At 60.7% G+C, this 24873-nt stretch carries 22 protein-coding genes; 14 read left to right on the forward strand and 8 right to left on the reverse strand.

Features of this window, described 5'->3' with window-relative positions; translation table 11 throughout:
- Positions 1-62 precede the first annotated feature (62 nt).
- On the forward strand, positions 63-287 hold the full coding sequence (locus ABRA89_RS07795) for a hypothetical protein (RefSeq protein WP_349940880.1): 225 nt from the start codon (positions 63-65) through the stop codon (positions 285-287).
- A 163-nt stretch (positions 288-450) separates the two neighbouring features.
- Here ABRA89_RS07795 and ABRA89_RS07800 read toward each other — a convergent pair whose 3' ends face one another.
- The 8 genes from ABRA89_RS07800 to ABRA89_RS07835 all read right to left on the reverse strand — a co-directional run bounded on the left by ABRA89_RS07800 (position 451) and on the right by ABRA89_RS07835 (position 7984).
- A complete protein-coding gene (locus ABRA89_RS07800) occupies positions 451-2115 on the reverse strand; it encodes a cisplatin damage response ATP-dependent DNA ligase (protein WP_349940881.1) in 1665 nt (554 codons plus the stop codon).
- 73 nt (positions 2116-2188) lie between these two features.
- Entirely contained in the window at positions 2189-2986 is a 798-nt protein-coding gene (locus ABRA89_RS07805; protein ID WP_349940882.1) for an exonuclease domain-containing protein, read from the reverse strand.
- Between the two features lie 97 nt (positions 2987-3083).
- Positions 3084-3731: a DUF2937 family protein gene (locus ABRA89_RS07810; protein WP_349940883.1), complete on the reverse strand. Its 648-nt coding sequence runs from the start codon at positions 3729-3731 to the stop codon at positions 3084-3086.
- A 197-nt stretch (positions 3732-3928) separates the two neighbouring features.
- On the reverse strand, positions 3929-5329 hold the full coding sequence (locus ABRA89_RS07815; protein WP_349940884.1) for an NAD(P)(+) transhydrogenase (Re/Si-specific) subunit beta: 1401 nt from the start codon (positions 5327-5329) through the stop codon (positions 3929-3931).
- Between the two features lie 14 nt (positions 5330-5343).
- Positions 5344-5763 carry a proton-translocating transhydrogenase family protein gene (locus tag ABRA89_RS07820; protein ID WP_349940885.1) on the reverse strand — a complete coding sequence of 140 codons (420 nt, stop codon included), beginning with the start codon at positions 5761-5763 and terminating at the stop codon, positions 5344-5346.
- Positions 5763-6962 (reverse strand): Re/Si-specific NAD(P)(+) transhydrogenase subunit alpha, encoded by a 1200-nt coding sequence (locus ABRA89_RS07825; protein WP_349940886.1) that lies wholly within the window; start codon positions 6960-6962, stop codon positions 5763-5765. The genes ABRA89_RS07820 and ABRA89_RS07825 overlap by 1 nt, the downstream gene beginning before the upstream one ends.
- 80 nt (positions 6963-7042) lie before the next feature.
- The gene (locus tag ABRA89_RS07830) at positions 7043-7267 is read right to left on the reverse strand and encodes an aa3-type cytochrome c oxidase subunit IV (RefSeq protein WP_349940887.1); all 225 of its coding nucleotides are present in this window, start codon (positions 7265-7267) and stop codon (positions 7043-7045) included.
- Between the two features lie 153 nt (positions 7268-7420).
- Entirely contained in the window at positions 7421-7984 is a 564-nt protein-coding gene (locus tag ABRA89_RS07835; RefSeq protein ID WP_349940888.1) for a type 1 glutamine amidotransferase domain-containing protein, read from the reverse strand.
- A gap of 321 nt (positions 7985-8305) precedes the next feature.
- Between ABRA89_RS07835 and ABRA89_RS07840 the strand changes: the two genes are divergently transcribed.
- From ABRA89_RS07840 to ABRA89_RS07900, 13 genes are all read left to right on the forward strand, one after another.
- Positions 8306-9610: a TadE/TadG family type IV pilus assembly protein gene (locus ABRA89_RS07840; protein WP_349940889.1), complete on the forward strand. Its 1305-nt coding sequence runs from the start codon at positions 8306-8308 to the stop codon at positions 9608-9610.
- 258 nt (positions 9611-9868) lie between these two features.
- Positions 9869-10606, forward strand: coding sequence for a DUF4396 domain-containing protein (locus tag ABRA89_RS07845; protein WP_349940890.1), 738 nt, complete (start codon positions 9869-9871; stop codon positions 10604-10606).
- Positions 10607-10789: 183 nt separating this feature from the next.
- Complete coding sequence (gene hslU / locus ABRA89_RS07850) at positions 10790-12091, forward strand: ATP-dependent protease ATPase subunit HslU (protein ID WP_349940891.1); 1302 nt, start codon at positions 10790-10792, stop codon at positions 12089-12091.
- Positions 12092-12169: 78 nt separating this feature from the next.
- On the forward strand, positions 12170-13963 hold the full coding sequence (locus ABRA89_RS07855) for a sensor histidine kinase (protein ID WP_349940892.1): 1794 nt from the start codon (positions 12170-12172) through the stop codon (positions 13961-13963).
- 20 nt (positions 13964-13983) lie between these two features.
- The gene (locus tag ABRA89_RS07860) at positions 13984-15372 is read left to right on the forward strand and encodes a sigma-54-dependent transcriptional regulator (protein WP_349940893.1); all 1389 of its coding nucleotides are present in this window, start codon (positions 13984-13986) and stop codon (positions 15370-15372) included.
- Positions 15373-15813: 441 nt separating this feature from the next.
- Positions 15814-16872 carry a DctP family TRAP transporter solute-binding subunit gene (locus ABRA89_RS07865; RefSeq protein ID WP_349940894.1) on the forward strand — a complete coding sequence of 353 codons (1059 nt, stop codon included), beginning with the start codon at positions 15814-15816 and terminating at the stop codon, positions 16870-16872.
- A gap of 75 nt (positions 16873-16947) precedes the next feature.
- Positions 16948-17643 carry a TRAP transporter small permease gene (locus tag ABRA89_RS07870; protein WP_349940895.1) on the forward strand — a complete coding sequence of 232 codons (696 nt, stop codon included), beginning with the start codon at positions 16948-16950 and terminating at the stop codon, positions 17641-17643.
- A 7-nt stretch (positions 17644-17650) separates the two neighbouring features.
- On the forward strand, positions 17651-19339 hold the full coding sequence (locus ABRA89_RS07875; protein ID WP_349940896.1) for a TRAP transporter large permease: 1689 nt from the start codon (positions 17651-17653) through the stop codon (positions 19337-19339).
- A gap of 492 nt (positions 19340-19831) precedes the next feature.
- Positions 19832-19975 carry a hypothetical protein gene (locus tag ABRA89_RS07880; protein ID WP_007065759.1) on the forward strand — a complete coding sequence of 48 codons (144 nt, stop codon included), beginning with the start codon at positions 19832-19834 and terminating at the stop codon, positions 19973-19975.
- A gap of 157 nt (positions 19976-20132) precedes the next feature.
- Complete coding sequence (locus ABRA89_RS07885; protein ID WP_349940897.1) at positions 20133-20816, forward strand: hypothetical protein; 684 nt, start codon at positions 20133-20135, stop codon at positions 20814-20816.
- 137 nt (positions 20817-20953) lie between these two features.
- Complete coding sequence (locus ABRA89_RS07890) at positions 20954-21190, forward strand: zinc-finger domain-containing protein (RefSeq protein WP_349940898.1); 237 nt, start codon at positions 20954-20956, stop codon at positions 21188-21190.
- Between the two features lie 25 nt (positions 21191-21215).
- Positions 21216-22397 carry an FAD-dependent monooxygenase gene (locus ABRA89_RS07895; protein ID WP_349940899.1) on the forward strand — a complete coding sequence of 394 codons (1182 nt, stop codon included), beginning with the start codon at positions 21216-21218 and terminating at the stop codon, positions 22395-22397.
- A gap of 117 nt (positions 22398-22514) precedes the next feature.
- A complete protein-coding gene (locus ABRA89_RS07900; protein WP_349940900.1) occupies positions 22515-24695 on the forward strand; it encodes an OmpA family protein in 2181 nt (726 codons plus the stop codon).
- Positions 24696-24873 lie beyond the last annotated feature (178 nt).

The following is a 24873-nucleotide window of genomic DNA, read 5'->3' on the forward strand; positions in this document are numbered from 1 at the left end:
TGTGACACGCATTCTGGCCCGGCAAATGCCGGGCCAGTTTCGTATTTTCAGAGACGAAATTCATGTTTTCCTTGATCGACCAGAAAGGCGGACCGACGGAGCGTGAGAAGCTCCAGGTCACTTATCTCAACGGTCTTGCGATTGGCGTCGGGCCGCTTGTGAATGCTGCCGTGACCAGAACATTGGGGCTCGGCGTTCCAGTCATCAGTCTGGCGGGATTTGGCATCAGCTACTATGTTCACAGAACGGCAACTCGCTTCCTCAAGGTGAACGACGATGAGCGCTGACCTTCTCAACATACTCTGGATCGTCCTGGGCTTGTCCGGCTTTGTGGTAATTGCGCATCTCGTGTCCCGCGATGTCGAGCGCCAGCGCAACAAGCGACGCTGAGGATTCAGCTTTCGACTGGTTCCACCGAGTTGTGCCTTGCGCGAGTCACTAGAGACGATCTCAATCCAGCATCGCCTGAAGCGTTTCCAGCCGGTCGGCTTCAGCCGCCGGCTTATCCCATCTCAGCCGTGAGACCCGCGGGAAACGCATCGCAACGCCGGATTTGTGACGGCCCGAACGCTGCAATCCCTCAAACGCCACCTCGATCACGAGCCCATGGTCCGGCTCGGCTCTTACCGAACGCACCGGACCAAACCGGTCGATGGTGTTGTCGCGGATATATTTGTCGAGCTGCTTCAGCTCCTCGTCGGTGAAGCCGAAATAGGCCTTGCCGACAGGCACGAGCTCCGGTTCATCAATCTCGCCGGTCCAGACACCGAAGGTGTAGTCCGAATAGAAGCTCGACCGCTTTCCGTGGCCGCGCTGGGCATACATCAGGACCGCATCGATCAGATAGGGGTCCTGCTTCCACTTGAACCATGGGCCCTTCGGTCGGCCAGGGACGTAGATCGAGTCCCAGCGCTTCAGCATCAGGCCTTCTATGACGGCGTGGGGCGGCTCAGCCCGAAGCTTCGAGAGATCGTCGAAACTCTCGAACGGCACGAAGGGCGAGACGTCGAAGCGAGTCGGTTCCAGCCTCTCTGCGAAAACGTCCAGTCGCTTTCGGCGCTCGGCGAACGGAACGCTGCGCAAGTCCTCGCCATTCTCGAAGAGAAGATCGTAGGCGCGCAGGAATACCGGATATTTCTGGAGCATCGCGGCCGAGACGGTCTTTCGGTTGAGGCGCTGCTGAAGGTCGGAAAACGTGCCGACCACGATATCGTCACTGCGCTTACCCGCATGGTCCTCGACCGTCGGCAGGCCTGACTTCTCCTGCGTCGGTACGGCTACCAGAAGCTCTCCATCGAGCGTGCCATCGAAAGTCATAAAGTCCATCAGATCGGGGAATGCCCCGGAGATATCGTCGCCTGTACGCGAATAGAGCTTTGCGACACCGCCCTCGGCACTCGCCTGCACGCGAATGCCGTCCCATTTCCATTCGGCGGCGTATTCGTCAGGCCTGACAACCCCATAGTCCGGCTCTTCGAGCGGCGTCGACAGCATGACCGGCCGGAACGGGGACTTCGCTGCGGAGACGGGTTTCTCCGCCCTCCCCTCAAGCCAGGCGAAGAGCTCCTCATAGGGCACGTCGAGTCCGTGCCAGAGCTCCTCGATCTCGCTGACGTCCTTCTTACCGAAATCTGCGAGCGCCTGCTTGGCGAGGCGCGCCGAGACACCAATCCTCATCGCGCCGGTAACGAGCTTCAGAAGCGCATAGCGGCCGGAGGAATCGAGCTTATCCAGCCATGCTTCGACCAGTTTCGGTCCCTGCTGGCGGGTCGCCGCGTTCAGCGTTTCGACCACTTCCGCCAGTGTCGGCCCGCCTGTGGCGCTGTCGTCGGTCCCCGCCTCGGGCGTCGGCCAGACGAGAGAAATCGTCTCCGCCAGATCGCCCACATAGTCGTAGGAATAGCCGAACAGCACCGGGTCCATCCGCTCGGCCACCAGCTCGCGCAGCATGGCCGGCTTCACGGACTTGATGTCGAGATCGCGCGTAATCGCTGCCAACGCAAGCCCGCGCTCTGGATCGGGCTGCGCCTCGAAGTGCTCGACCATCAGCCGCAGCTTGCCGTTTCGAGACGGCGTCAACGTCAGGGCATCGATGAGGTCGGCGAAGGGCTTCATGAAGGCGGAAACTAGCTTTCGCCGCAGGCACGGCGAGTCGGTTCCAGAGCGACACTTCGCCCGTTGCTTCCCGTCAGATGGAAGAGGGCAGCGCCCGCTCGCCCCGCACTTGCCGAAGCGCGAGTTGGCGCTTGGCTGTGAAAACCGCATCTGCGTTCATGTCGGGCTCGGAAACGAGCCATTCGAGATAGTCGGCCGGCACTTCACGGATCGGCACACCTTTGTGGCGACCGAAACGCAATTTGGCGAGGAGCGCCGGTTCGTTCGACACGCGCTCGGCGCGGTCCAGAAAGTCCGTTAGGTCATGACAGAGGGGCATGAGTTCTTCCGCGATCCGGCGCAGCAGAACGGCTGTGCAAACCGCATCGAACAGCGCACGGTGAGGATGAAGACCGGCAAGCATCTCTTCAACACTCGACAGATTAAGCGGAACGTATTTGACGAGACTTTGCAGGCCATGCGCTCGAACATTCGGAAAGGCGCGCAGTGCCAGTTTGTAGGTGCAGAGCCAGCGGCCGGTGAAGCTCAGCCGTGAGCGATCGAAGTCGGCCCGCTGGGCCGCATAGGTTTCAGTGAGGAATGGCTGTGCGGCTTCGGCAAAGGGGGGCGCGCCGGCCAGCATCTCGTCGGTGATGTGATGCACTCGTCGAGCACCGTCGCTGATCACAACTCCGCCCGGATCGCAGAAGGTCTGCATGGGATTGAAGATAGCGCCCGTCGACAGATCGAGATCGACCGATCCGATCTCGATGACCGCATCTTCTTCCAGCTTCTGTCCGGCCGTTTCCGTGTCGATGACGCGAACAAGCGTCGAAACGGGCTCATCGAAGAGGTTGGGTGTTCTCAATGCGGGCGGGAAAAGATCGGTCATTCACCGCTTCAATGGAGCTTTCGGTTCATGCGCGCAAGCTGCCAAAGGCCGCGGTCGAGCGATCTTCTGTCTTGGCCGAGAAACGAAGGCAAAGCGATCAAAGCATATCCTGGTCCGCACTGCGGCCGCGCAAGCGTCTGGGACTGTGTTCCGAGGAACCTTCCCGGCGCTCGCCATCGGGTCGGTGGGCAGAGGAGCTGACAGCGATAGCCCCCTCGCCTTGGCCCGCATCGCTCGCTCCGGATTTCCCGTTGCGACGCTGCTTTCTCATCCGCACGGCGCCGTGACCTGAGGCTCCTGCTGCCCAACCAAGCAGGAAACCGGTCGCGGTCAAGACGAAACCGTCCATCGTGACCGGGAGAGCGGGCCGAAAATCGTCCATAACCCGGTCGGCAATCGCCCAGTCGGGATTGGTGAGAGCCACGAAAGGGCGGAAAAGCGGGCTCGTCTCCCGGAGTTCGCGGTATCGCTCACCGACAAGCTCGGCCCGCGCGATCGTCTCTCCCATCTGATCGCCCTGAGATGCGACGAAGGGATCGCTGTTGCCGCGCAGCCGATCAAGCGCCGAACCCCGGTCCAGCCCCTGAACTTCGACACTCTCATCAAACCGCTCGACCGTCGCGGCCAGTTCGTCCGCCGCGCCCCCGAGCCGTTGCAGATATTGCTGGGTGAACTCGGCGGACTGGCTCGCGGCGCCCATCAAGCCGAGCGCGGCGACAAGTCGGGCGGCGAGCGCTGTGATCATCCTTCGATCGATCCCCGGTGAAGATTGGCGTCAGGCACTCAGCCTAACACGGGATCGGTCCCTAGGGTTGCGATCCAGATCGATCGAATGGTGGGTGAGGCCCATAACAAAAGAAAGGCGGCGGATGCCGACATCGCGCATCCGCCGCCTTCATTCATGTCGACAGTCCTCGAACCGGGGCCGCAGCTGCCCCGCTCTTACTCTTCCAGAGATTTCACAATCTTCTCGACCATCTCCTTGGCATCGCCGAACAGCATCATCGTGCCGTCCTTGTAGAACAGCGAGTTGTCGATGCCAGCATAACCCGAAGACAGCGAGCGCTTGAGGAAGAGACAGGTCTGGGCCTCGTCCACATTGGCGATCGGCATGCCGTAGATCGGCGAGGACTGGTCGTCACGCGCCGCCGGGTTGGTCACATCGTTCGCGCCGATGACGAAGGCGACGTCGGTCTGCTTGAACTCCGAATTCACGTCGTCGAGCTCGAAGACATCGTCATAGGGCACATTCGCCTCGGCGAGGAGCACGTTCATATGGCCCGGCATGCGGCCCGCCACCGGATGGATGGCGTATTTGACGGTGACGCCCTCCTCCTTCAGCGCCTCGACCATCTCTGACAGGACATGCTGCGCCTGTGCGACCGCCATGCCATAGCCCGGCACGATGATCACCTGATTGGCGTTCTTCATGAGGTAGGCGGCGTCTTCCGCAGAGCCCTGCTTGACGGTCTTGTCGCCCATGTCGTCCTGGCTCGGGCCGGAGCTCTCGCCGCCGAAGCCACCGAGAATGACCGAGAAGAACGATCGGTTCATGCCCTTGCACATGATGTATGAGAGGATCGCGCCGGACGAGCCGACCAGCGCGCCGGTGATTATGAGTGCAAGGTTCTGGAGCGTGAAGCCAATGCCTGCGGCCGCCCAACCCGAATAGGAGTTCAGCATAGAAACGACGACCGGCATGTCCGCGCCGCCGATCGGAATGATCAGCAGAATGCCGAGGGCGAGCGAGGCGAGGACGATGAGCCAGAACGAGACCGTGCTGCCCGTCATGGCAAACACCACGACAAGGACGACGATTGCCACGCCGAGCCCGATATTGATCCAGTGCCGCATCGGCAGGACGATCGGCTTGCCGCTCATTCGCCCGTCCAGCTTGGCGAAGGCGATGATCGAGCCCGTGAAGGTGATCGCGCCGATAGCGACGCCGATCGACATTTCGATGAGTGCCTGAACCTCGATCGAACCCGGCGCACCAATTCCGAAAGCCTGCGGCGAATAGAGCGCGCCGGCCGCGACCATGACCGCTGCGAGACCCACCAGAGAGTGGAACGCCGCGACCAGCTGCGGCATATCCGTCATCGGAATCTTGCGCGCGATATAGGCACCGATCCCGCCACCGATGGCGAGACCGAGCACGATCAGAACCAGCGATCCGAAGGAGGTCCCCGCATAGATCAGCGTGGTGAGGATCGCGATCCCCATGCCGATCATGCCGTAGAGATTGCCCTGCCGGCTGGTGGAGGGGTGCGAAAGGCCACGGAGCGCCAGAATGAAGAGAACCGCGGCGACAAGATAAGCGAGTGTTGCCAGGCTTTGAGCCATCTATCCGTCTCCCCTCAGTTCTTCTTCTTGTACATGCCGAGCATGCGCTGGGTCACGAGGAACCCGCCGAAGATGTTTACCGAGGCGAGGACGAGGGCGATGAAACCGAAAACGGTGGCGGCCCAGGACGTAGAAAGCGCGATAGCAAGAATCGCCCCGACCACGATGACCGAAGAAATGGCGTTGGTGACGCTCATCAGCGGGGTATGCAGCGCGGCCGTCACCGACCAGACGACGTAGTAGCCAATGAAGCAGGCAAGCACGAAGATCGCCAGATAGAAGACAAAAGGCGCACCCGAAGCCGCGGCATGGCCGGCCGCTTCACTGGCGGCGCCCTGCCCGATCATCTGCTCGACGCCCTGACGAGCCTCGCGGAGCGCGGCACCGGCCTGATTGAGCTTCTGGAGCGTGTTCTGAGCGGTCTCGTTTTCCATCAGTTGTCCCCTTCACTCTCGCCGGTTTCGGCTTCAGCTTCGCCGGTCTTCTCTTTCTCCTCGCTTCCGGACGGTCCACCGAAACGCTCGTGAACGACCTTGCCGTCGCGCGTCAGCAGCGTCGATTTCACGAGCTCGTCGTCGAAATCGATTTTGAGCGTTGGCTTTTCAGCCTCCTTGTCGATCATGGTTTCGAGGAAGGAGGAGAGGTTCTTGGCGTAGAGCAAAGAAGCGCTCGCCGCGATCCGGCCGGCCACGTTCTTGTAGCCGATCACCTTTGCCGGCCCGACATCGACGATTTCGCCAGGTTTCGAGCCTTCGACGTTGCCGCCGCGCTCCACGGCGAGATCGACGAGCACAGAGCCCGGCTTCATCGCTTCGATCATTGTCTTGGAGACGAGCTTCGGCGCTGGCTTGCCCGGAATGAGCGCTGTCGTGATCACGACGTCCTGAGCGGCGATGTGCTCTTCGACGAGCTCTGCCTGCTTCTTCTGATACTCTTTGCTCATCTCGGTGGCGTAGCCGCCTGAGTCTTCGGCCTTCTTGAATTCCTCGTCCTCGACGGCAATGAACTTCGCGCCTAGCGATTCGACCTGCTCCTTGGTGGCCGGCCGGATATCGTTGGCCGAGACGCGCGCCCCAAGGCGCTTGGCGGTCGCGATCGCCTGAAGGCCTGCGACGCCCGCGCCCATAACGAAAACCTTCGCTGCCGGAACGGTGCCCGCCGCGGTCATCATCATCGGGAAGGCGCGATCGAATTCGTGGGAAGCGTCGATGACGGCCTGATAGCCGGCGAGATTGGCCTGGGATGAGAGAACGTCCATCACCTGGGCCCGGGTGATGCGCGGCATCAGCTCCATGGAGAAGGCGAAGATCTTGGCTTCGGCCAGCTCCTTGAGTGCGTCCTCGTTGCCGTAGGGGTCCATCAGAGCGAGAACGACGGCGCCATCCTTGTAGCCCGAGGCCTCCGACTTGCTCGGCCGACGCACCTTGAGAACGACATCGGCATCCTTGCCGCTATCGCCGTCGCCGATCGAGGCGCCCGCATCTTCGAACGCCTTATCGGTGATTCTGGAGTGTTCGCCCGCGCCGGACTGAACGACGATTTCGGCTCCAAGACCTTTTAGCTTCTTGATCGTGTCGGGCGATGCCGCAACGCGGGTCTCGCCGTCTTCTTCACGCGGTATGAAGACCTTCATCCGTCGCTTTCCCTCCCATATCATTCAAAGCCGTTGACACGGCCTGCTTCATCCGCGTTGATCGCAGCTATTCTTGGAAGCTATTTGGCTAGGAAATAGGCGGCGGCGAAGACAATCAAGAATGTGCCGATGCCACCAAGGACGCCGCCGGAGCCAACAAGGCTTACTGCCATGGCGACCAGCAACGCGACGACGAAAATCGCCCCCCATTTGAACATGTTCAGGAACAGCGCATAGGTCCGATCATGCTCCGGATAGTCCATATCCGCGGCGCTGTCGGTGTCGTAGCTGGGCTGGGTTGCCATTCGTGTGCCTTTCGAGACGAAAATATCCCTTGGGACATACACGAAGAGTTGCTTTTCTGGCAACGACGGTGAGGCCGTTTCGCTTTCACCCCTCGAACAAAAAAGGGCCGGCGATGAGCCAGCCCTTTTCGGTCTTCAATATATTGCTAAAGCTCAAGCGGCCTTGCGATCCTCGTGACGGCCTTCTTCGACCTCCTCGATGATCTTGCTGATGAACGCAGGGAGATCGCCTGGATTGCGCGAGGTGATCAGCGCTTCGTGGCAGACGACTTCCTGATCGAGCCAGTTGCCACCGGCATTCACGATGTCGGTCTTGATCGACTTGTAGGACGTCACGTCGCGCCCGCGCACGACGTCCGCCTCGATCAGCAGCCATGGTGCGTGGCAGATCGCGGCGAGCGGCTTCTTCGAGTTGAAGAACTCGCGGACGAATGACACGACCTTCGGGTCGGCGCGCAGCACGTCGGGATTGATCTGCCCGCCCGGCAGGACCAGCGCATCGTAATCGCTTACGCGGACCTCTGAGAGCTGCTTGTCTACATTGATCTCGCGATTCCAGTGATCCTGATCCCAACCGCGGATGGAACCGCTTTTAGTCGAGATCACGTGAACCTCGGCACCGGCTGCCTGAAGCTTATCCAACGGCTCGGTGAGTTCGACTTCCTCGAAACCATCCGTTGCGAGAATGGCGATCTTCGCCTCAGAAATCTTGGTCATCATTTACTCCGTTCTGATTGACACGTCTCTTGGCGAGCGGTGGTTTCGGGACGCAGAACAGCTCGACACGTTCGATATCGAACGCGAAGCGAACCGGTTATTTTGCCTGGTTGCCCGGAACTCGGCGCTAACCGCCGAAACAAGCCACTCGTCGTTGGCGAGACTTTCCGTGTTTGGCTGAAGAACGGTCACTGCCCGCGAACGTTCCATGGCTTCCCGATCGTCGGCGGGCGAAAAATTCGAACTGGCCCCTTATCCTAATGTAAAGACAAAAACCGTATCCTTCGCCGCATTTCTTACCGAGAGTAGCTGGCTGAAGGAATGTTTAAGGTGAGATTTTTTAGAGATGACAGCGGCAATTTCGGTATGATCGCCGCGCTGCTCGTACTTCCGATCATGCTCGCCGCTGGCGGAGCCATCGACATGACCCGGCTCCAGGCGGCGAAGTCGCAACTCGATGCGGCGGCCGATGCGGCGGTTCTATCGGCGCTCTCCCCCTCGAGCCCGACATTCGAAAAGGCCATACTCATGGCCGGGGACGGCAAGATTGAAGGCGGCGAAGCGCTGATCGAACGGGTGGCCAAGGCAAACCTACTCAACCGGATTCAGTTGGACGATGTGGAAATTGATCCGAAACTGACGAAGACGGGAAATGTGCTCGTTTCCGAGATCGAATATTCGGCGGACGTCCAGATGCATTTCGGTGGTTTGTTCGGGAAGAAGGTCAGGACCGTAACCGGTAAGGTTCGAGCCGAAACCGCTATTGGCGCGCCGATTGATTTCTACATGCTACTCGATAACACGCCATCGATGGGCGTAGGCGCCACACCGCGAGATATCCAAACTCTTTTGGACAACACGGGAAATGGCGGTAGGGGCGACGAAGAAAAGTGCGCGTTTGCATGCCACCAGATGGATAAAGCAAATAACTACTACAATCTTGCCAAGTCCCTCGGTGTCAAAATGCGTATTGATGTCGTGCGCCACGCGACACAGCGATTGACGGAGCGAGCGAAGAAGGTCCGTCAGACGCCTGACCAGTTTCGGATGGCTGTCTATTCATTCGGAAAACGAGCAGAAGCAATGGGTTTCACGGAAGTGGCGCCACTCACTGGTGATCTCGATAGCGTAAGTGCCAAGACCGACGCTCTCGACCTCATGACCATCCCTACAAAGAATTTCTTCAATGATCAGCTGACATCGTTCGACGACACTTTAAAATCAGCAAGCAAAGAAATTCCGGCCAAGGGTACGGATGGAAAAAGCGACCGCCGACAAATCCTATTCTTCGTATCCGACGGAGTCGCCGACTCATACAAGCCTTATGGTTGCACCAAGAGGCTGACCAAGGCGACACGCTGCCAAGAGCCGATCGATGTGAAATACTGCGAGAAGTTAAAGAAACGAGACGTCGAGATCGCCGTTCTCTACACCACCTATCTGCCCCTCTGGAATAACGAGTGGTATCGAAATTGGATACAACCGTTCTCTAACGAAATCGCCCCGAAAATGAAGGAATGTGCATCGCCTGGTTTCTTCTTTGAAGTCAGCCTCAGCGAAGGCATCGAGGAGGCGATGGAAGCCCTTTTCATGAAGACGGTCTCTCAGCCGCGCCTAACGAACTGAGGGCAACTTTATCCGAGGGATGTACGGGCTCCGTTGCACTGATCTTCAGTGTGGCGGAGCCTTTTGCCGTCCCGGAGGCACCCTTCCCCGCTTTGAATGGTCAGCCAATGAATGAGGCACTGAAAGCGCGAAACCCGAGCGTAGCTTCAGCATTGGGCTTTATGTGACCGGCACAAAAAAGAGCCGAACACCAGGCATCAATGACATCGGTCGTCTGGTTCATCGTCTCGAGGCCGAACAAGCAAACCGAAGCAATTCATGATTCCGGACTGGCTCCATCTTCTCGCAATCATCCTGATCCTCGCGGGTCTCTTGTCTTCCCTCATCCTGCTTGCGATTGTCATCTATCGCCCGCAGCATATGGCCGTAATGAATTTCGTCTGGCCGATCACCGGGCTCTATGCCGGCCCGCTCGCGCTCTGGGGCTATTTCAAATACGGCTGGCTGGCACGCGACGACATCGCGCGGGCCGCGATGGAAAACGACAAACCGATGCCGCACATGGAGAAGACGCCATTCTTTGCCTCGGTCGGCAAAGGCGCGACCCATTGCGGCGCGGGCTGCACGATCGCCGACATCATTGCGGAAACGGTTGCCTTCCTCTTCCCGGCGGTCGCGATCGTCTTCGGGTATGAAACCCTCTTTTCGGAAAAGATCTTCGCCGTCTGGATCTTCGATTACATTCTCGCGCTGATCATCGGCATCGCGTTTCAATATGCTTCGATCAAGCCGATGAATCCGGACATGAGCCGAGGCGGCGCGCTGAAGGCTGCGATCAAGGCCGACATCCTGTCGCTGACGGCTTGGCAGGTGGGAATGTATGGCTTCATGGCGCTGGCGCACTTCGTCCTGTTCGGAGCACTGATCGGCGTCGCTATCGATCCGTCCACTCCCGAATTCTGGGCCTCCATGCAGATCGCCATGATCTGCGGATTCCTGACATCCTACCCGGTCAACCGCTGGCTGATCTCGAAGGGTCTCAAAGAGCGAATGTAGCCTGTGCGACGCCTGCCGGCCGAGGCATGTTCTCTCGCAAGGCGCTGGCGTTCGAACCTGCCTTAAAGGGCGCACTGGCGAATCTCGCAGCTCCAACCCATGTAGCGGTTTCAGAATAAGGGCGGGCCAACGCCCGCAGACGAAGGACAGGCCGGCGACGAGCCCGCCAAACCCAGACGAGCCATGACAGATTATTCCCCCCGCGAGATCGTATCCGAACTCGACCGCCACATCATCGGCCAGAAGGACGCCAAGCGCGCCGTCGCAGTCGCACTGCGCAATCGTTGGCGCCGGCAGCAGCTCGAACCGGGCCTGCGCGAAGAGGTGATGCCAAAGAACATCCTGATGATCGGCCCCACCGGCGTCGGCAAGACGGAAATTTCCCGCCGCTTGGCCAAGCTCGCGGGTGCGCCCTTCATCAAGATCGAGGCGACGAAGTTCACCGAGGTCGGCTACGTAGGCCGCGACGTGGAGCAGATCATCCGCGATCTCGTCGAGATCGGCATCGGCATCGTGCGGGAGAAAAAGCGGGAAGAGGTTAAGGCCAAGGCCCATAAGGGAGCCGAGGATCGCGTCCTCGAAGCGCTCGTCGGCAAGTCTGCCTCGCCCGCCACGAAGGACTCTTTTCGCAAGAAACTGCGCGATGGCGAACTCGACGACAAGGAGATCGACGTCGAGATCTCCGACACGTCGAACCCCATGGGCGGCATGGACATTCCCGGCATGCCCGGCGCCAATATCGGCGTCCTCAACCTGTCGGAGATGTTCGGCAAGGCGATGAACCGCACCAAGCAGGTGCGCACGACGGTTCGCGACTCCTACGATCTCTTGATCGGCGAGGAATCCGACAAGCTGCTCGACCAGGAGCAGCTCACCCGCGAAGCGGTCGAAGCGGTGCAGAACAACGGTATCGTCTTCCTCGACGAGATCGACAAGGTGGCGAACAAGGACGGCCATTCCGCCGGCGTCTCCCGCGAAGGCGTGCAGCGCGATCTCCTGCCGCTGGTCGAAGGCACGACCGTTGCGACTAAGCATGGACCGGTGAAGACCGACCACATCTTGTTCATCGCCTCCGGTGCGTTCCACGTCTCCAAGCCGTCGGACCTGCTGCCAGAGCTTCAGGGCCGCCTGCCGATCCGCGTCGAACTCCGCGCCCTCACCCGTGAGGACTTCCGCCGGATTCTCACCGAAACCGAAGCCTCGCTCATCAAGCAGTACATTGCCTTGATGAAGACCGAGAACGTGAACCTAGAGATCACCGAGGACGCAATCGACGCTCTGGCCGACACGGCAGTGAAGCTGAACGGCTCGGTGGAAAACATCGGCGCCCGCCGGCTCCAGACGGTTATGGAGCGGGTTCTCGACGACATCTCGTTCGAGGCCCCGGACAAGGGCGGCGAGACCTACACGATCGATGCGGCCTATGTGCACAATGCGCTCGACGGCATTGCGGGCGACACGGACCTCTCGCGCTTCATCCTCTGATGCCCCAGTGACTGGCTCCCTTTCTCCAGGTTTTGGCACTATCGTGCCAAAATGCTTGGAGGATGGGCGCTAGATTTCATGGGGTGGGAAGCCACAAGTGCGCCTGCGCAGTCGGGCCGCCCGGCAATCCGGCGCCGGTTTTGGCTCCTGCGAGGCTTTGCGGCGGTATCGATCGTCGCGATTGCAATTCTCGCGATCGTCCTTGCCGGTCGGTTCGCCGCCGATCGAGAGCGTGAGCGGATCGTCCGCGATGCGGTCGAGACGCTCAACGTGCAGACCGCCGTCCTCGAAGGCATTCTCGACAAATATCGCCTGCTGACGCCGCTGGTCGCGCAGGCTCGCGAGATAAGGTCGATTCTGTCACCGCCCGGCGCACCGCTGATCGAGATCGACCGGAATGAAGCGCTGTTAGAGGTGGGGCGCATCACGGCGATGTCGGGTGCTCTCGATGTCGCGCTTCTCTCGGCGGATCGCGAGATCATCGCTTCCTCTCGAAACCGGTTGTCGCTGGAGGACGATGAGGTGCAGTCAGCCCTCGACGTCGCTTCCGAAGGCCGGCTCGGTCGTCAGAGCCTCATCCTTCCCGATGGCGAACGGGCTTATCTGTTTACCTGGATGGTCCGCCGCGAGCGCAATATTCTCGGCTATGTCACCGTGCTCGTCGGTTTCGAGTCAGTCGAATCGACCTGGGCGCTCTCGAAGAACCCAATTCTCGTCACCGACAAATTCGACCGAATATTTCTGACGAACCGTCCCGAATGGGGGATAGAAACCCTTCCAGCTATCGATTCCGCGGCATGGTTCGCCCGTATCGGCGATCTCGATGTGCCCTACCTCGAACGAACGCGCTACATGCCCCTCCTCGAATGGCAGGTGCACGTGCTGGCCAGCACCAGCGCGATAACGCAGGCCGCACTCTATTCTCAGGCTCTTGCCGCGCTTCTCGTGGTTCTCTTCGCTTCAACCATCGGCGTCCTGATCCGCAGGCGTGAACAGGCGATCCTGCGCGAGCGCCGCGACCGATCGGTCGCTCTGAAGCTTGAGCGCAAGGTGCGCGACCGGACGCGGGCCCTCAGCCGTGCCAATCAGACCCTCACCGGCGAAGTCGAAGAACGCCGACAGACGGAAGAGAAACTACGCAAGACGCAGAACGAACTGGTTCAGACCGCGAAGCTCGCAGGGCTCGGTCAGATGGCGGCGACACTCGGCCACGAGTTCAACCAGCCGATTGCCGCGATCCGGACCTATGCCGACAATGCCGAACGCCTGATCGCCAGCGACCGAACCGAGATGGCGGCGCAAAACCTCAAGCGCATCACTGCGATGACCGAGCGCATGGCGGAAATGTCGAAGACGCTCCTCGCCTTCGCCCGCAAACCCGGAACCACATCGAGCCCGATCGCGCTCGGCGCGGTCCTCGACGAGGCGATGATTCTCGTTCGTCCGCGCCTCAAGAAGACGGGTATCAAGCTCACCATCGCACCGGAATTGCGGGATGTGGAAGTGATCGGCGGAAAGATCCGGCTGAGCCAGGTGTTCGTCAATCTCATCAACAACGCGGCCGATGCGATCGGCGAGACCTCGGGAAGCCGGATCGAAGTCACCCTTTCGCGAAGTTCGGTGGATGGCATTGCGGAGATCGAAATCCGCGACGACGGACCGGGCATTCCTACTGAGATGCAGTCCGAAATCTTCGAACCCTTCTTCACCACGAAATCGAGTGGCGAAGGCATCGGGATTGGCCTTTCCATCGTCTCCAACATTCTTGCGGATTTCGGCGGAACCATCAGGCTCCTCAAAAGCGGCCCGGAGGGAACGGTGTTTGCAATTCGTCTGCGAAACGCCGATAGCGCGGCGATTGCCGCCGAATAGGCTGAGCGGGAGCGACCTTCATGCCCGATCCAAGCGCCGCAGTCGTTCATCTGGTCGACGACGACGAGGATCTGCGCGACGCCCTCGCCCAAGGGCTCGAATTGGAAGGCTTGCCCGTCCGCATTCATCAGAACGGGTCCACGCTTCTCTCCCAGCTTCGGCACGACGCCTATGCGGTGGTCGTCAGCGACATTCGCATGAAGGGTCTCGACGGGCTGCAACTTTTGAAAGAAGCTCTCGCGATCGATCCGACGCTGCCGGTCATCCTGATTACCGGCCATGGCGACGTTCAGATGGCGGTGGATGCCATGCGGACCGGCGCCTACGACTTCATCGAGAAGCCTTTCTCGGTATCGCGGCTCTACTCGGTCATCGAGCGCGCCCTCGAAAAGCGCCGCCTCGTCATGGAGAACCGGCTGCTGCGCTCGGTTCTCGACGGAGACCACGAACTGGCGGCACGGCTTGTCGGGCGAACACCGGCGATCCAGAGGCTTCGCAACGAGATATCGGCGCTTGCCGACACGGATGTCGATGTCCTCATCCTCGGAGAGACCGGCGCCGGCAAAGAGGTCGTCGCACGCGCACTGCACGATTTCGGCGACCGCAAGAAGGGCAATTTCGTCGCCATCAACTGCGCAGCTCTCCCGGCCGATATCATCGAATCGGAACTCTTCGGCCACGAGCCCGGCGCGTTCACCGGTGCCCAGAAGCAACGGATCGGCAAGCTGGAACATGCAGACGGAGGCACGATCTTTCTCGACGAGATTGAATCGATGCCGCTTGATCTTCAGGCAAAGCTTCTGAGGGCGATCGAGACCCGTACGATCGAGCGGCTGGGCTCTAACAAGCCGATCGAACTCGATATCCGCTTTCTCGCCGCGACCAAGACCGATCTTGCCGAGGCCGGCCGCAAGGGCAGGTTTCGCTCCGACCTCTATTATCGCCTCAACGTCGTGACGATGACGATCCCGCCGCTGAAGGAACGCCGCGAGGATATCCCGCTCCTGTTCTATCACCTTGCGCGCGAGGCGCGGGCGAGGTTCCGACGCGAAATCCCGCCGATCGCCCCGGAGATCGAGGCAATGCTGATCGGGCAGGACTGGCCCGGAAATGTCCGCGAGCTACGCAATTACGCCGACCGGTTCGTCCTCGGTATGTGGCCGGGAGTGGCCGCCGCAAAGAAGTCCGAAACCGAGCGCCTTTCCGAGCCCGTCAGCGAGAAAGGTTCGCTCGCCGACCGGTTGGCGGCCTATGAAAAGCTCGTCATCGAAACGGAACTGTCGCGAAATCAAGGTGCGCTGAAGCCGACGTTCGAGGCGCTTCAGATTTCGCGCAAAGGTCTATACGACAAGATCAAAAGGCTCGGGATCGAAACAAGCGAACCCGACGAGGAGCGCAGCGACGCCTGAAGGGGTTTTTCAGCTTCGAACCGCAAACCTCTTCGGTCCATGAGTTGCGCCTACAGCACCAGAAACCGATGTGTCGTCAGCTGCCGATCGGCGGAGCCGACGATGGGTAGCTCGCTACACAACGAGCCCGTTCGCATTCGTGACGGGCAGCGGCGGTCGCCCCCTAACGCCCTGAAAATCCGCACCTCTCCAACAAATCTCTGCTAATATTGAAAACTGGCACGACAGATGCAGAACGTTTTGTATCGCGGTGGCGGGAGGCATTGCGAGACTTTGGTAGCCGGCCCCTCACGGCTGTGCCTTACCCAATCGAAGACGTTTCTTCAGCCATCCCGCATGTTGCGTGTCACGCTTAGCTGACGAACCGGAGCCCCCGGCTCGGCACGCGAAAAACGCCAATTCAAACGGATCGCCAAGATCCGCCACGGAGGAGACATTCCCATGAAGAATCTCATGCTCGGTACGATCTCGGGCCTCGCGCTCGTTCTGGCCGCCGGTGCCGCACAGGCGCAGAGCGATGCCTGCGGCGACGGAGAGACCGTCATCAAGTTCAGCCATGTCGTCGCCGACAGCGGCCATCCGAAGGGAGACGCGGCGCAGCTGCTCGCCAAAAACATCAACGAGCAGATGGACGGCAAGGCCTGCATGCAGGTGTTCCCGAACTCGACGCTCTACGACGACGACAAGGTGATGGAGGCTCTGCTCCTCGGCGACGTCCAGCTCGCCGCGCCGTCGCTGTCGAAGTTCGAGGCCTACACCAAGCAGCTCCGCCTCTACGATCTGCCCTTCCTCTTCCCGACCCTCGAAGATGCGAACAGCTATCTCGCTTCCGACGATGCGACCGAACTTCTCGCCGCACTCGAGGACGAGGGCTACAAGGGCCTCGGCTATATCGCATCCGGCCTCAAGCAGTTCTCGGCCAACAAGCCGCTCTTGAAGCCTGAAGACGCTTCGGGTCTCAAGTTCCGCGTCCAGACCTCCGACGTCGCGGTGGCGATGATCGAGGCGATGAACGCTTCCGCCCAGAAGCTCGCCTTCAAGGAGGTCTACGGCGCCCTTCAGACCGGCGTTGTGGACGGCCAGGAAAACACCTGGTGCAATATCTACACCCAGAAGTTCTTCGAAGTGCAGGACGGCATCACCGAGACGAACCACCAGCTTCTCGCCTACGGCGTGATCACCAGCCAGGACTGGCTCGACAGCCTCGACGAGGATGTACGCGAGCAATTTCTGCAGATCCTCGGTGACACACTTGAGGAGGCGAACCAGCAGGTCGCCGATCAGGAAGCCACCTGCCGCAGCTCGATTACCGAGGCCGGAACCGAGATCCGCGAACTCGACGATAGCCAGCGTCAGGTCTGGGTCGACACGATGAAGCCCGTCTGGGACCAATTCGAAGACGATATCGGTGCCGACGTGATCGAAACTGCCGAGAGCTACGGCTCCACCGAAAAGGCTGATGCAGGAAGCGAAGGCTCCGCCGAGCAGTCCGCGAACTGATAGCGCCATAAACGATCGGGCCGTGCCAAGAGCATGGCCCGCTCATGTGCCCTTTGGGGCCATCGGGAGGAAATCATGGAACTTTTGGGGATGACCATCGCGCTTCTTGCGCTGGTCGCGGCCTTGTATGCGGCCGAGCGGGCCTTTCCCGCCGCCGTCGAGCGTCTGGAAGAGAACGTGATCGCCATCCTGATGGCGCTGATCACGCTGATCTCCTTCTTTCAGGTCGTCGGACGTTACGGCTTCAATTCCGGCTGGCAGGGCTCGCTGGAAGCGACCCGAATCCTGTTTGCCTGGCTCATTCTCTTCGGCATGGCCTACGGCGTGAAGGTCGGCATCCATCTCGGTGTCGATGCGGTCATCCGCCTCTTCCCCAAACCGCTCTTCAAGGCTGCCGCTCTGTTCGGCGCGTTCGCGACGTTCGCCTATGGCATGCTGCTTCTCTATTCGGGCTGGCTCGCCTTCTTCGGCGCGGATGTTTCGTCGAACTGGCGGCAGAGCGGTGCCATCGGCTACTGGACTTTCATGTTCGACCGGGGCACCGGCCTCGATGAACTGCGCTATCCCGATTGGATGCAAACGGCGTTCGGTCTTCAGGACCGCGTCCAGCGCTGGGTCGCTTATCTCATGCTACCTGTGGGCCTTGCCCTCCTTTCCTACCGTTCCCTTCAAGCGCTCGTCGAGATCGCGCGGGGCAACAGGGAGCTCATCGTAGCGGGCCACGAGGCGGAAGACCTCGTCCAGCAGAACCTCAACACGCTCAAGGACTGACCGGACCATGGAAACGGGTTTCCTCTTCATCATGGTCTTCGGCCTGCTGTTTCTCGGTGTGCCGGTCGCCATTTCGCTGGGTCTGTCCTCGATCCTCGTCATCGCGCTCTTCTCGTCCGATTCGATGAGTTCGGTCGCGCTGCAGCTCTTCACCGCCAGCCAGAACTATACGCTGCTCGCCATTCCCTTCTTCATTCTCGCCTCGGCTTTCATGTCGACGGGCGGCGTCGCCAAGCGGATCATCCGGCTCGCGATCGCCACGATCGGCCATCTGCGGGGCGGCCTTGCCATGGCCTCGGTGCTGGCCTGCATGCTTTTCGCCGCGCTTTCGGGTTCCTCGCCCGCAACCGTCGTCGCAATCGGCACGATCGCCATCGCCGGCATGATGCAGGTCGGCTATTCGAAGAGCTTCGCGGCGGGCATCATCGCCAATGCCGGCACGCTCGGCATTCTCATTCCGCCGTCGATCGTCATGGTCGTCTATGCGGCAGCGGTGAATGTCTCTGTCGGGCGCATGTTCCTGGCCGGCATCATCCCCGGCATCCTTGCCGGCGTCATGCTGATGCTTGCGATCTACGTCGTCGCGCGTTGGAAGAACCTGCCGGCCGAAGAGTGGAAAGGCTTCCACGAAATCGTCGAGGGCGGCAAGGAAGCCGGCTGGGGCGTGTTCCTCGTCGTCATCATCCTCGGCGGCATCTACGGCGGCGTCTTCACGCCGACGGAAGCCGCGGCGGTCGCAGCGGTCTACTCCGGCTTCGTCGCGCTCTTCATCTACCGCGACATGGGTCCACTCAAGGAGGAGGCCTGGATCGACCAGGGGCGCAGCCACCGCGCCGTCGTCGGCTTCAAGGCGACGGTCTACGCGATCGCCTTCTTCTTCATCTGGCTGATTCTGTCCTTCTTCGCCATGGGCGAGCCGGGCGTCACCACGATCGATTTCCGCGCCATGATCGGGCTGATCGGCGTCGCGATCGTACTCGTCGCCTATCCGTTCTGGCGGCTGCAGCACGGCATGGTATCTCAGGCCATCGGCATCGATGGCAGTTCGGCCTATGTCGCGACGGGCACCGCAGGCATGGGCGTTCTCGGCCAGATCCCCGGCGCACTTGCCGCCGGCCTGCCGATCTGGGGCCGCAACCTGCGCCTCATGACGGTGCGCTTCTTTCCGGCGCTGATCCACGACGAGACGCGCAAGGTGATGGTCGACGCCTCAAAGACGACCGTCATGCTGATGTTCATCATCGTCAACGCGCTGCTCTTCGCCCACACGCTGACGGCAGAGCGCATCCCCGATGCGATCACGGCGCTGATGCTGGATTACGGCTTCAACTGGTTCACCTTCCTCATCGCGGTGAACGTGCTGCTCCTCATCGGCGGCCAGTTCATGGAGCCTTCGGGCCTCCTCCTTATCGTCGCGCCCGTCGTGTTCCCGATTGCTATGGAGCTCGGCATCGACCCGATCCACCTCGGCATCATCATGGTCGTGAATATGGAGATCGGCATGATCACCCCGCCGATCGGACTGAACCTGTTCGTGACCTCGGGCATCACCGGGATGAGTCTCGTGAAGGTGGTGAAGGCGGCAGCGCCGTTCGTTTGCGTCCTCTTCGTGTTCCTCATCCTCGTCACCTACGTGCCGTTCCTCTCGACGTTCATTCCGAACGCACTGATGGGACCCGAGATCGTGACTCGCTGACGGGAATCGGTTTCGTCGATCCGAAAATATAAACAGGCGGTTATCGGCTCGCGTCAGGAATGGCGCGGGCCGTTTTGTATTGAATCCGACCGAATAAGAATCGCTTCGCCTTGCCCTTCGTGGCAAGATCGTGGCAATGGGTGACGAGGTTACCCGCCGGAGCGTCCGGCGAGGCCGTCTGGAGCCCTCCATCTCGCGAAGAATTTCCACGTTTCAAAACACGTGATGCCACTGCGCACCAGTCTATGCGAATGAGCGCTTGATGTGACAAACGCTTGCGAATAAAGGGATTACGGCCCTTTGAGAGAGGGGAAACTGACCTCGGTAACCGCAGATTAAGCGCTTCGGGGTTAGGTAATCGCGATGGCGGGCAAGTGTTGCGGTTTCGCACTTGCTCCTATCGCCAAATCGCAACAGTTTGCAGACAGGTATCGGTCAACGCGACCGAACCTTAACTGCGGCATCATCCGTCAGGCACTGATAGGTATAGAAATGAAAAAGATCATCATCGCTTCGGTCGCGGCCCTCGCAGTCGCTTCCTTCGCTGGTTGCATGGGCAAGGGTAAGGGCAAGGGCAAAGAGCCCGTTGCTGCTCCGGCTCCTGTCTATGAAGAGACCTACGTCACCAAGGGCTAATCCCCTTGTAGAAATTGGGGGGGCTGGCAGTAGCCGCTCCCCCAAATTCGGCCTCATTCGGCCTTTAGGAACAATACGTTCCCCTTTCTACACTCAGCACGCGACGTTCTCGTCTCAAACGCAGGACGGTCCTCGCAAGCGTTTAGGATCGGCCGATATGGCAAACAGTTTCGCAAAACTCGGCGCAATTGCGCTCGTCGTGACAGCCCTAGCCGGCTGTTCCTCGACATCTACGTCCAGCAACATGACCGTTGGCGCTCCGACCGCCAATCTCGCTTCAGCTTCCGGCCAAGTCAGCTTCACGCCGTGGTCTGGCCAGAGCGCAGTCGGCATTCTCGACAAGCCCTATTTCATGTCCTTCCGCGCTCGTAACGCGGAAAGCTACGGCCATTCGTTCGTCGCCTTCGGACAGCTCGATTCGACGGGCCGAGTTCCCTACGATCGCTCCGGCGTCCTTGTCCCTTCAATGGTAGACATCGCCGGTTTCTGGCCGGAAGGCGGACCCGGAATGTATTCCATGGGCCATTTGGTTCCTGTCCCGTCAGGCACGGGGCCGACGGACGGTGACACGGAAATCGCCTACCTACAGAACGAGATGACAATCCCGCTCACCGCCGCGCAGTACCAGCGCCTCTCCGCTTTTGTTCGCGAGAAGCAGGCCGGCCTGAAGCTCTGGAGCGCGGTTGCCTATAACTGCTCGTCTTTCAACAACGACGTGGCGGAGTTCATGGGTATGCGCGGCGTCAACCACCTTTATCTTCCGCGCAACTGGGTCGCAGCCTTCAAGAAGGCAAATCCGCGGGTCGAGACGATCCCGGGGGGCGTCGACATCACCAGCTGACCTCGCGCGAGGGCAACAACGGAAATCACCGAAAGCGGGCCGCACGGTCCGCTTTTTGCGTTTCAGGCGCTGGCATTTCGACCTCGTCCTCAATATGGTCCGCGCCAAATCAGACGAGCGTTCCGACGAGGTATCTTATGGCCGGACACCAGATCCCGCACTTCCAGAACGATGCAGGCCACGACGTCATCGAGATCGGCGTCACGGAGTTCATGTGCTGCGGCGCCAATCCGCCGCACGATCACCCACACGTCTTTCTCGACATGGGCGACGAGCAGGAGAAGATCTGCGCCTACTGTTCCACCCTCTTCAAGTATTCCGGCGATCTGAAAGCCACCGAAACCAAGCCGGCTGGCTGTCTCTACGAAGGCTGAAGCGCAGAATCTGGCTGAGCGGCCGATGGAAGACTCATCCGGCAGATCGATCGCCATCGTGGGCGCTGGCATCGGCGGCCTCACCATGGCGTTATCACTCGCGCGGCGGGGGATCAGTTCCACAGTCTACGAGCGAGCCGCCACCTTGCGGGAGGTGGGGGCCGGCCTTCAGCTCTCCTCCAACGCCCTGCGTGTTCTCGACCGACTCGATCTCACAACCGCTCTTCGGCAACACAGCGTTGAAGCGACAGCCGTAACCCTGCGTAGTGGGCGAAGCGGGCGGCGCCTCGCAAGTGTTCCCGTGGGATCAGGCCACGACGCGCCTTACCTTTCCATCCATCGCGGCGATCTGCAGAAAGTTCTTCTCGAGGCTGTCGAGACCGAACCGCTGATCCGGCTTGAAACCGGCCATGAACTCGTTGCGCTCAAAAACCGATCAGACGGGATCGACGCGGAATTTCGCTCAATAGATGGCGAGCGCAGTCAGGCCAACGCCGACATCCTCATAGCGGCGGACGGCGTAAACAGTAGGGTCGCATCCCATTTTCGCCTTCAGCCGGCACAATTTGCAGGGGCTATTGCGTGGCGCGGCCGTGTAACCGGCCAACCTGCCCGCGACTTCAATGCGAGAACCTCAGGCATCACAGCCTGGCTCGGTGCAAAGCGTCACGCTGTCGTCTATCCGATCCGGTCCGGGGAAGAAGTCAATCTCGTCCTCGTCGAAAAGGCCTCCTCGGAAAATGACGCGAAAGGGCGGAGGCTCCCTCAGGCATTTTCTCACTGGAATCCCGATCTGAAAGGTCTGATCGCGAATGCCGCCGATTTCACGCCTTGGCCGCTTCGTGCGGCACCACCAAGCCGGCCATGGGTGCTAGCCGATGGGCGAGTCGTCCTGATCGGCGATGCTGCGCACGCCATGCTGCCCTTCGCCGCTCAAGGCGCGGCGATGGCGATCGAAGACGCATATGTTCTGAGCCATGAGATCGCCACCCATCGCGATCTCATCGCCGCATTGGCTTCCTATGAAGGATTGCGCCGGGCGCGTGTCGAGCGTGTCGTCGGGCGAGCGCGCTTCCACCGCTTCGTCTACCATTTGCCGCCGCCCCTTTCGCTTGGGCGCGACGTCGTCATGGCGGTGACGCCGCCTGCGCGCCTGCGCGCCTCTCTCTCCTGGCTTTATGACTGGGAACCGCCCAATTTCCCGTGATCGCGGCAAACTCAGCTTACGTTCATCTTGAGCGCCCTATCTGACGCTCCACGATCCCGTGGGCAGACCGAGAGAGTCCGCCACGGCATTGAGAAAACAAAACGTGAGTTGGACACCATGTTCGATATCAAGAAAGCCGGCCGCTTCGCCTCCGTGGCGACGCTGGCTGCCTCGACCGCCCTTGCCGGTCCGATCTCGGCCTATGCCGCAGACAGTGCCGAATATCGTCTCGCGCAGGCGGAGGGTGAAGCACAACCAGTTCTGCCGCCGGAGAGCGCGCAACCTGCACCGGAAGAACAGCCGGCAGAGCAGGCCCAGCCGGTAGAGGAGCCCGCACCGGCGGCTGAAGAGCCGGCACCTGCCCCGGAGCCTGAGCCCCAGCCGGAACCGGCACCAGAACCGCAGCCGGAACCTGAAGCGCCTGCTGAAGAACCACAGGCACCAGCTGCAGACGCCCCTGCCCCAGAGCCGCAGGCCGAGGAAGCTCCGGTCGAAGAGCCGACTCCTGCGGAAGAACCGGCGCCAGCGGAAGCGCCCGCACCAGCGCAGGCTGAAGCCCCTGCGGAAGAAGCTGCCCCCGAACAACAGCCCGAAGCTGCTCAAGAAGAAGCACCGGCTCCTGAGCCGGAATTAGAGGCTGCACCGGCTGAAGAAGCCGCTCCGGCGGAAGAACCCGCCGCCGAAGAAGCGCCGGCTTCTGAAGCAGCTGAAGAGGAAGCAGCAGAACCTGAACCGGCGCCGGAAGCCAGCGAGCCGGAAGCACCTGCGGATGAAGCAGCTCCAGGCGCCGCGGCCCCTGCAGCGAGCGACGAGCCGGCCGTGGCTGAAGAGCCTGCCGCCGACCCCGCATCTGAAGAAGTTCCTGCGGCTGACGAGGCTCCGGGTGAAACTCTCGACGAAGCTCCTGCCGTAGACGGCACGGCGGAACCATCAGCGGCTGAAGAAACACCAGCTGATGACGCTCCCGCCGATGCTGTTCCCGCAGAAACCGATGCGGAAGGCACCGGCGAGCTTCCCGAAGCAACGAGTGGAGATACGCCGGCCGAAGCTGGTGCCGCTCCTGCTGAAGACAGTGCCGAAGAGCCTGCAGCAGCCGCGGCTTCGACTGCCCCAGAAGAAGAGCCGGAAGCCGTTTCCGAGGACATTCAGACCGAGGAAGTGCCTCAGGGTGGTGTCGCCGCGAGTGATGCCCGCGTCCAGACGCTGGCAGAGCCGGTCGGAGACATCCCGTCGGCAAACGCCGAAGAGGGCGAGCGGATCGAGTCGACGACCATCAACAATTCGACGGTCACCGATAATTCAACGACCACGAACAACACGACGACGACCAACAATACAACGGTCAACAACACGACCGTCGTGCGCGGTCCCCAGCCGGAAGTGCCTCCGGGGGTCGAGGTCGTCGAGCGTGACGACGACGGTCGCGAGATTCTGTCGCTCGTCGGTGCCGGCCTTGCCGGCGCCGCGGCAGGCGCAGCCGCGGCCTACTTCATCCGCAGCGACGACACCGGCCGTGTCGCAGTGGACGCTCAGGACCAGTACTATGAGCGCCTCGGCGGAGGCCGCGTTCGCGAGACGATCGTTCGCGAGAACGGGGTGCAGGTCGTGACGATCACCAATCGCTACGGCGAAACCATCCAGCGTTCGCGCATCTTGCCGGATGGGCGCGAGGTCGTGCTGTTCTACGATCCCTATGCGGAGAGCGATACGGCCGAGCCACAGTATTACTACGATCCCGGCGCGGAGCTGCCGCCGGTGCGGTACACGATCCCGGAATCAGACTACATCGTGGATGTGGCCGAGCCCGATCAGGATCTCTACTATCGCACCATCGTCGCTCCGCCTGTCGAGACGGTCGAGCGGATATACTCGGTCGATGAGGTGCGCCGCTCCAAGCGCATTCGCGACAAGGTTCGCCGGATCGATCTCAACACGATCAATTTCGGTTTCGGTTCGGCTGAGATCGCACAGGAACAGGTCACCAATCTGGAAGCCCTAGCCCGTGCGATTTCCGAGGTCATCGACCAGAATCCGGACGAGACCTTCATCGTCGAAGGCCATACGGATGCGGTTGGCACCGATGTCGCCAATTTGAGGCTGTCCGACCAGCGTGCGGAGACAGTGGCGGCGGCGCTGACCAACTACTTCGACGTTCCGCCGGAGAACCTGATTACGCAGGGCTATGGCGAGCAGTTCCTGAAGGTGAATACGCAGGAGCAGAATGCCGAGAACCGCCGCGTGACGGTCCGCCGTATCACGCCGCTGGTCAAACCGGTGCAGACCTCCTCGGCACAGTAACGTCGGCAGAGTCCGTCGTACCAGGCAAAGAAAAGCCCCGGATCCTTCGTGGATCGTAAGCACCCGCCGGGTACCGCCTTGTTGGGTCTGATCTGACGTAAGAGACAGTGAGTATGGATAGTCATACTCACAGTCACGAAGTTTCCCGACTTTCGGTGGTGGAGACGGGTCGTCGTCG

It is taken from the genome of Fulvimarina thalattae (assembly GCF_040239565.1).
Taxonomy (GTDB): domain Bacteria; phylum Pseudomonadota; class Alphaproteobacteria; order Rhizobiales; family Rhizobiaceae; genus Fulvimarina.

Bases quoted from the DNA above. Each gene is read 5' to 3' on its own strand.
- ABRA89_RS07795 (WP_349940880.1), top strand. From the start codon at position 63: ATGTTTTCCTTGATCGACCAGAAAGGCGGACCGACGGAGCGTGAGAAG.
- ABRA89_RS07800 (WP_349940881.1), bottom strand. From the start codon at position 2,115: ATGAAGCCCTTCGCCGACCTCATCGATGCCCTGACGTTGACGCCGTCT.
- ABRA89_RS07805 (WP_349940882.1), bottom strand. From the start codon at position 2,986: ATGACCGATCTTTTCCCGCCCGCATTGAGAACACCCAACCTCTTCGAT.
- ABRA89_RS07810 (WP_349940883.1), bottom strand. From the start codon at position 3,731: ATGATCACAGCGCTCGCCGCCCGACTTGTCGCCGCGCTCGGCTTGATG.
- ABRA89_RS07815 (WP_349940884.1), bottom strand. From the start codon at position 5,329: ATGGCTCAAAGCCTGGCAACACTCGCTTATCTTGTCGCCGCGGTTCTC.
- ABRA89_RS07820 (WP_349940885.1), bottom strand. From the start codon at position 5,763: ATGGAAAACGAGACCGCTCAGAACACGCTCCAGAAGCTCAATCAGGCC.
- ABRA89_RS07825 (WP_349940886.1), bottom strand. From the start codon at position 6,962: ATGAAGGTCTTCATACCGCGTGAAGAAGACGGCGAGACCCGCGTTGCG.
- ABRA89_RS07830 (WP_349940887.1), bottom strand. From the start codon at position 7,267: ATGGCAACCCAGCCCAGCTACGACACCGACAGCGCCGCGGATATGGAC.
- ABRA89_RS07835 (WP_349940888.1), bottom strand. From the start codon at position 7,984: ATGACCAAGATTTCTGAGGCGAAGATCGCCATTCTCGCAACGGATGGT.
- ABRA89_RS07840 (WP_349940889.1), top strand. From the start codon at position 8,306: ATGTTTAAGGTGAGATTTTTTAGAGATGACAGCGGCAATTTCGGTATG.
- ABRA89_RS07845 (WP_349940890.1), top strand. From the start codon at position 9,869: ATGATTCCGGACTGGCTCCATCTTCTCGCAATCATCCTGATCCTCGCG.
- hslU (WP_349940891.1), top strand. From the start codon at position 10,790: ATGACAGATTATTCCCCCCGCGAGATCGTATCCGAACTCGACCGCCAC.
- ABRA89_RS07855 (WP_349940892.1), top strand. From the start codon at position 12,170: ATGGGGTGGGAAGCCACAAGTGCGCCTGCGCAGTCGGGCCGCCCGGCA.
- ABRA89_RS07860 (WP_349940893.1), top strand. From the start codon at position 13,984: ATGCCCGATCCAAGCGCCGCAGTCGTTCATCTGGTCGACGACGACGAG.
- ABRA89_RS07865 (WP_349940894.1), top strand. From the start codon at position 15,814: ATGAAGAATCTCATGCTCGGTACGATCTCGGGCCTCGCGCTCGTTCTG.
- ABRA89_RS07870 (WP_349940895.1), top strand. From the start codon at position 16,948: ATGGAACTTTTGGGGATGACCATCGCGCTTCTTGCGCTGGTCGCGGCC.
- ABRA89_RS07875 (WP_349940896.1), top strand. From the start codon at position 17,651: ATGGAAACGGGTTTCCTCTTCATCATGGTCTTCGGCCTGCTGTTTCTC.
- ABRA89_RS07880 (WP_007065759.1), top strand. From the start codon at position 19,832: ATGAAAAAGATCATCATCGCTTCGGTCGCGGCCCTCGCAGTCGCTTCC.
- ABRA89_RS07885 (WP_349940897.1), top strand. From the start codon at position 20,133: ATGGCAAACAGTTTCGCAAAACTCGGCGCAATTGCGCTCGTCGTGACA.
- ABRA89_RS07890 (WP_349940898.1), top strand. From the start codon at position 20,954: ATGGCCGGACACCAGATCCCGCACTTCCAGAACGATGCAGGCCACGAC.
- ABRA89_RS07895 (WP_349940899.1), top strand. From the start codon at position 21,216: ATGGAAGACTCATCCGGCAGATCGATCGCCATCGTGGGCGCTGGCATC.
- ABRA89_RS07900 (WP_349940900.1), top strand. From the start codon at position 22,515: ATGTTCGATATCAAGAAAGCCGGCCGCTTCGCCTCCGTGGCGACGCTG.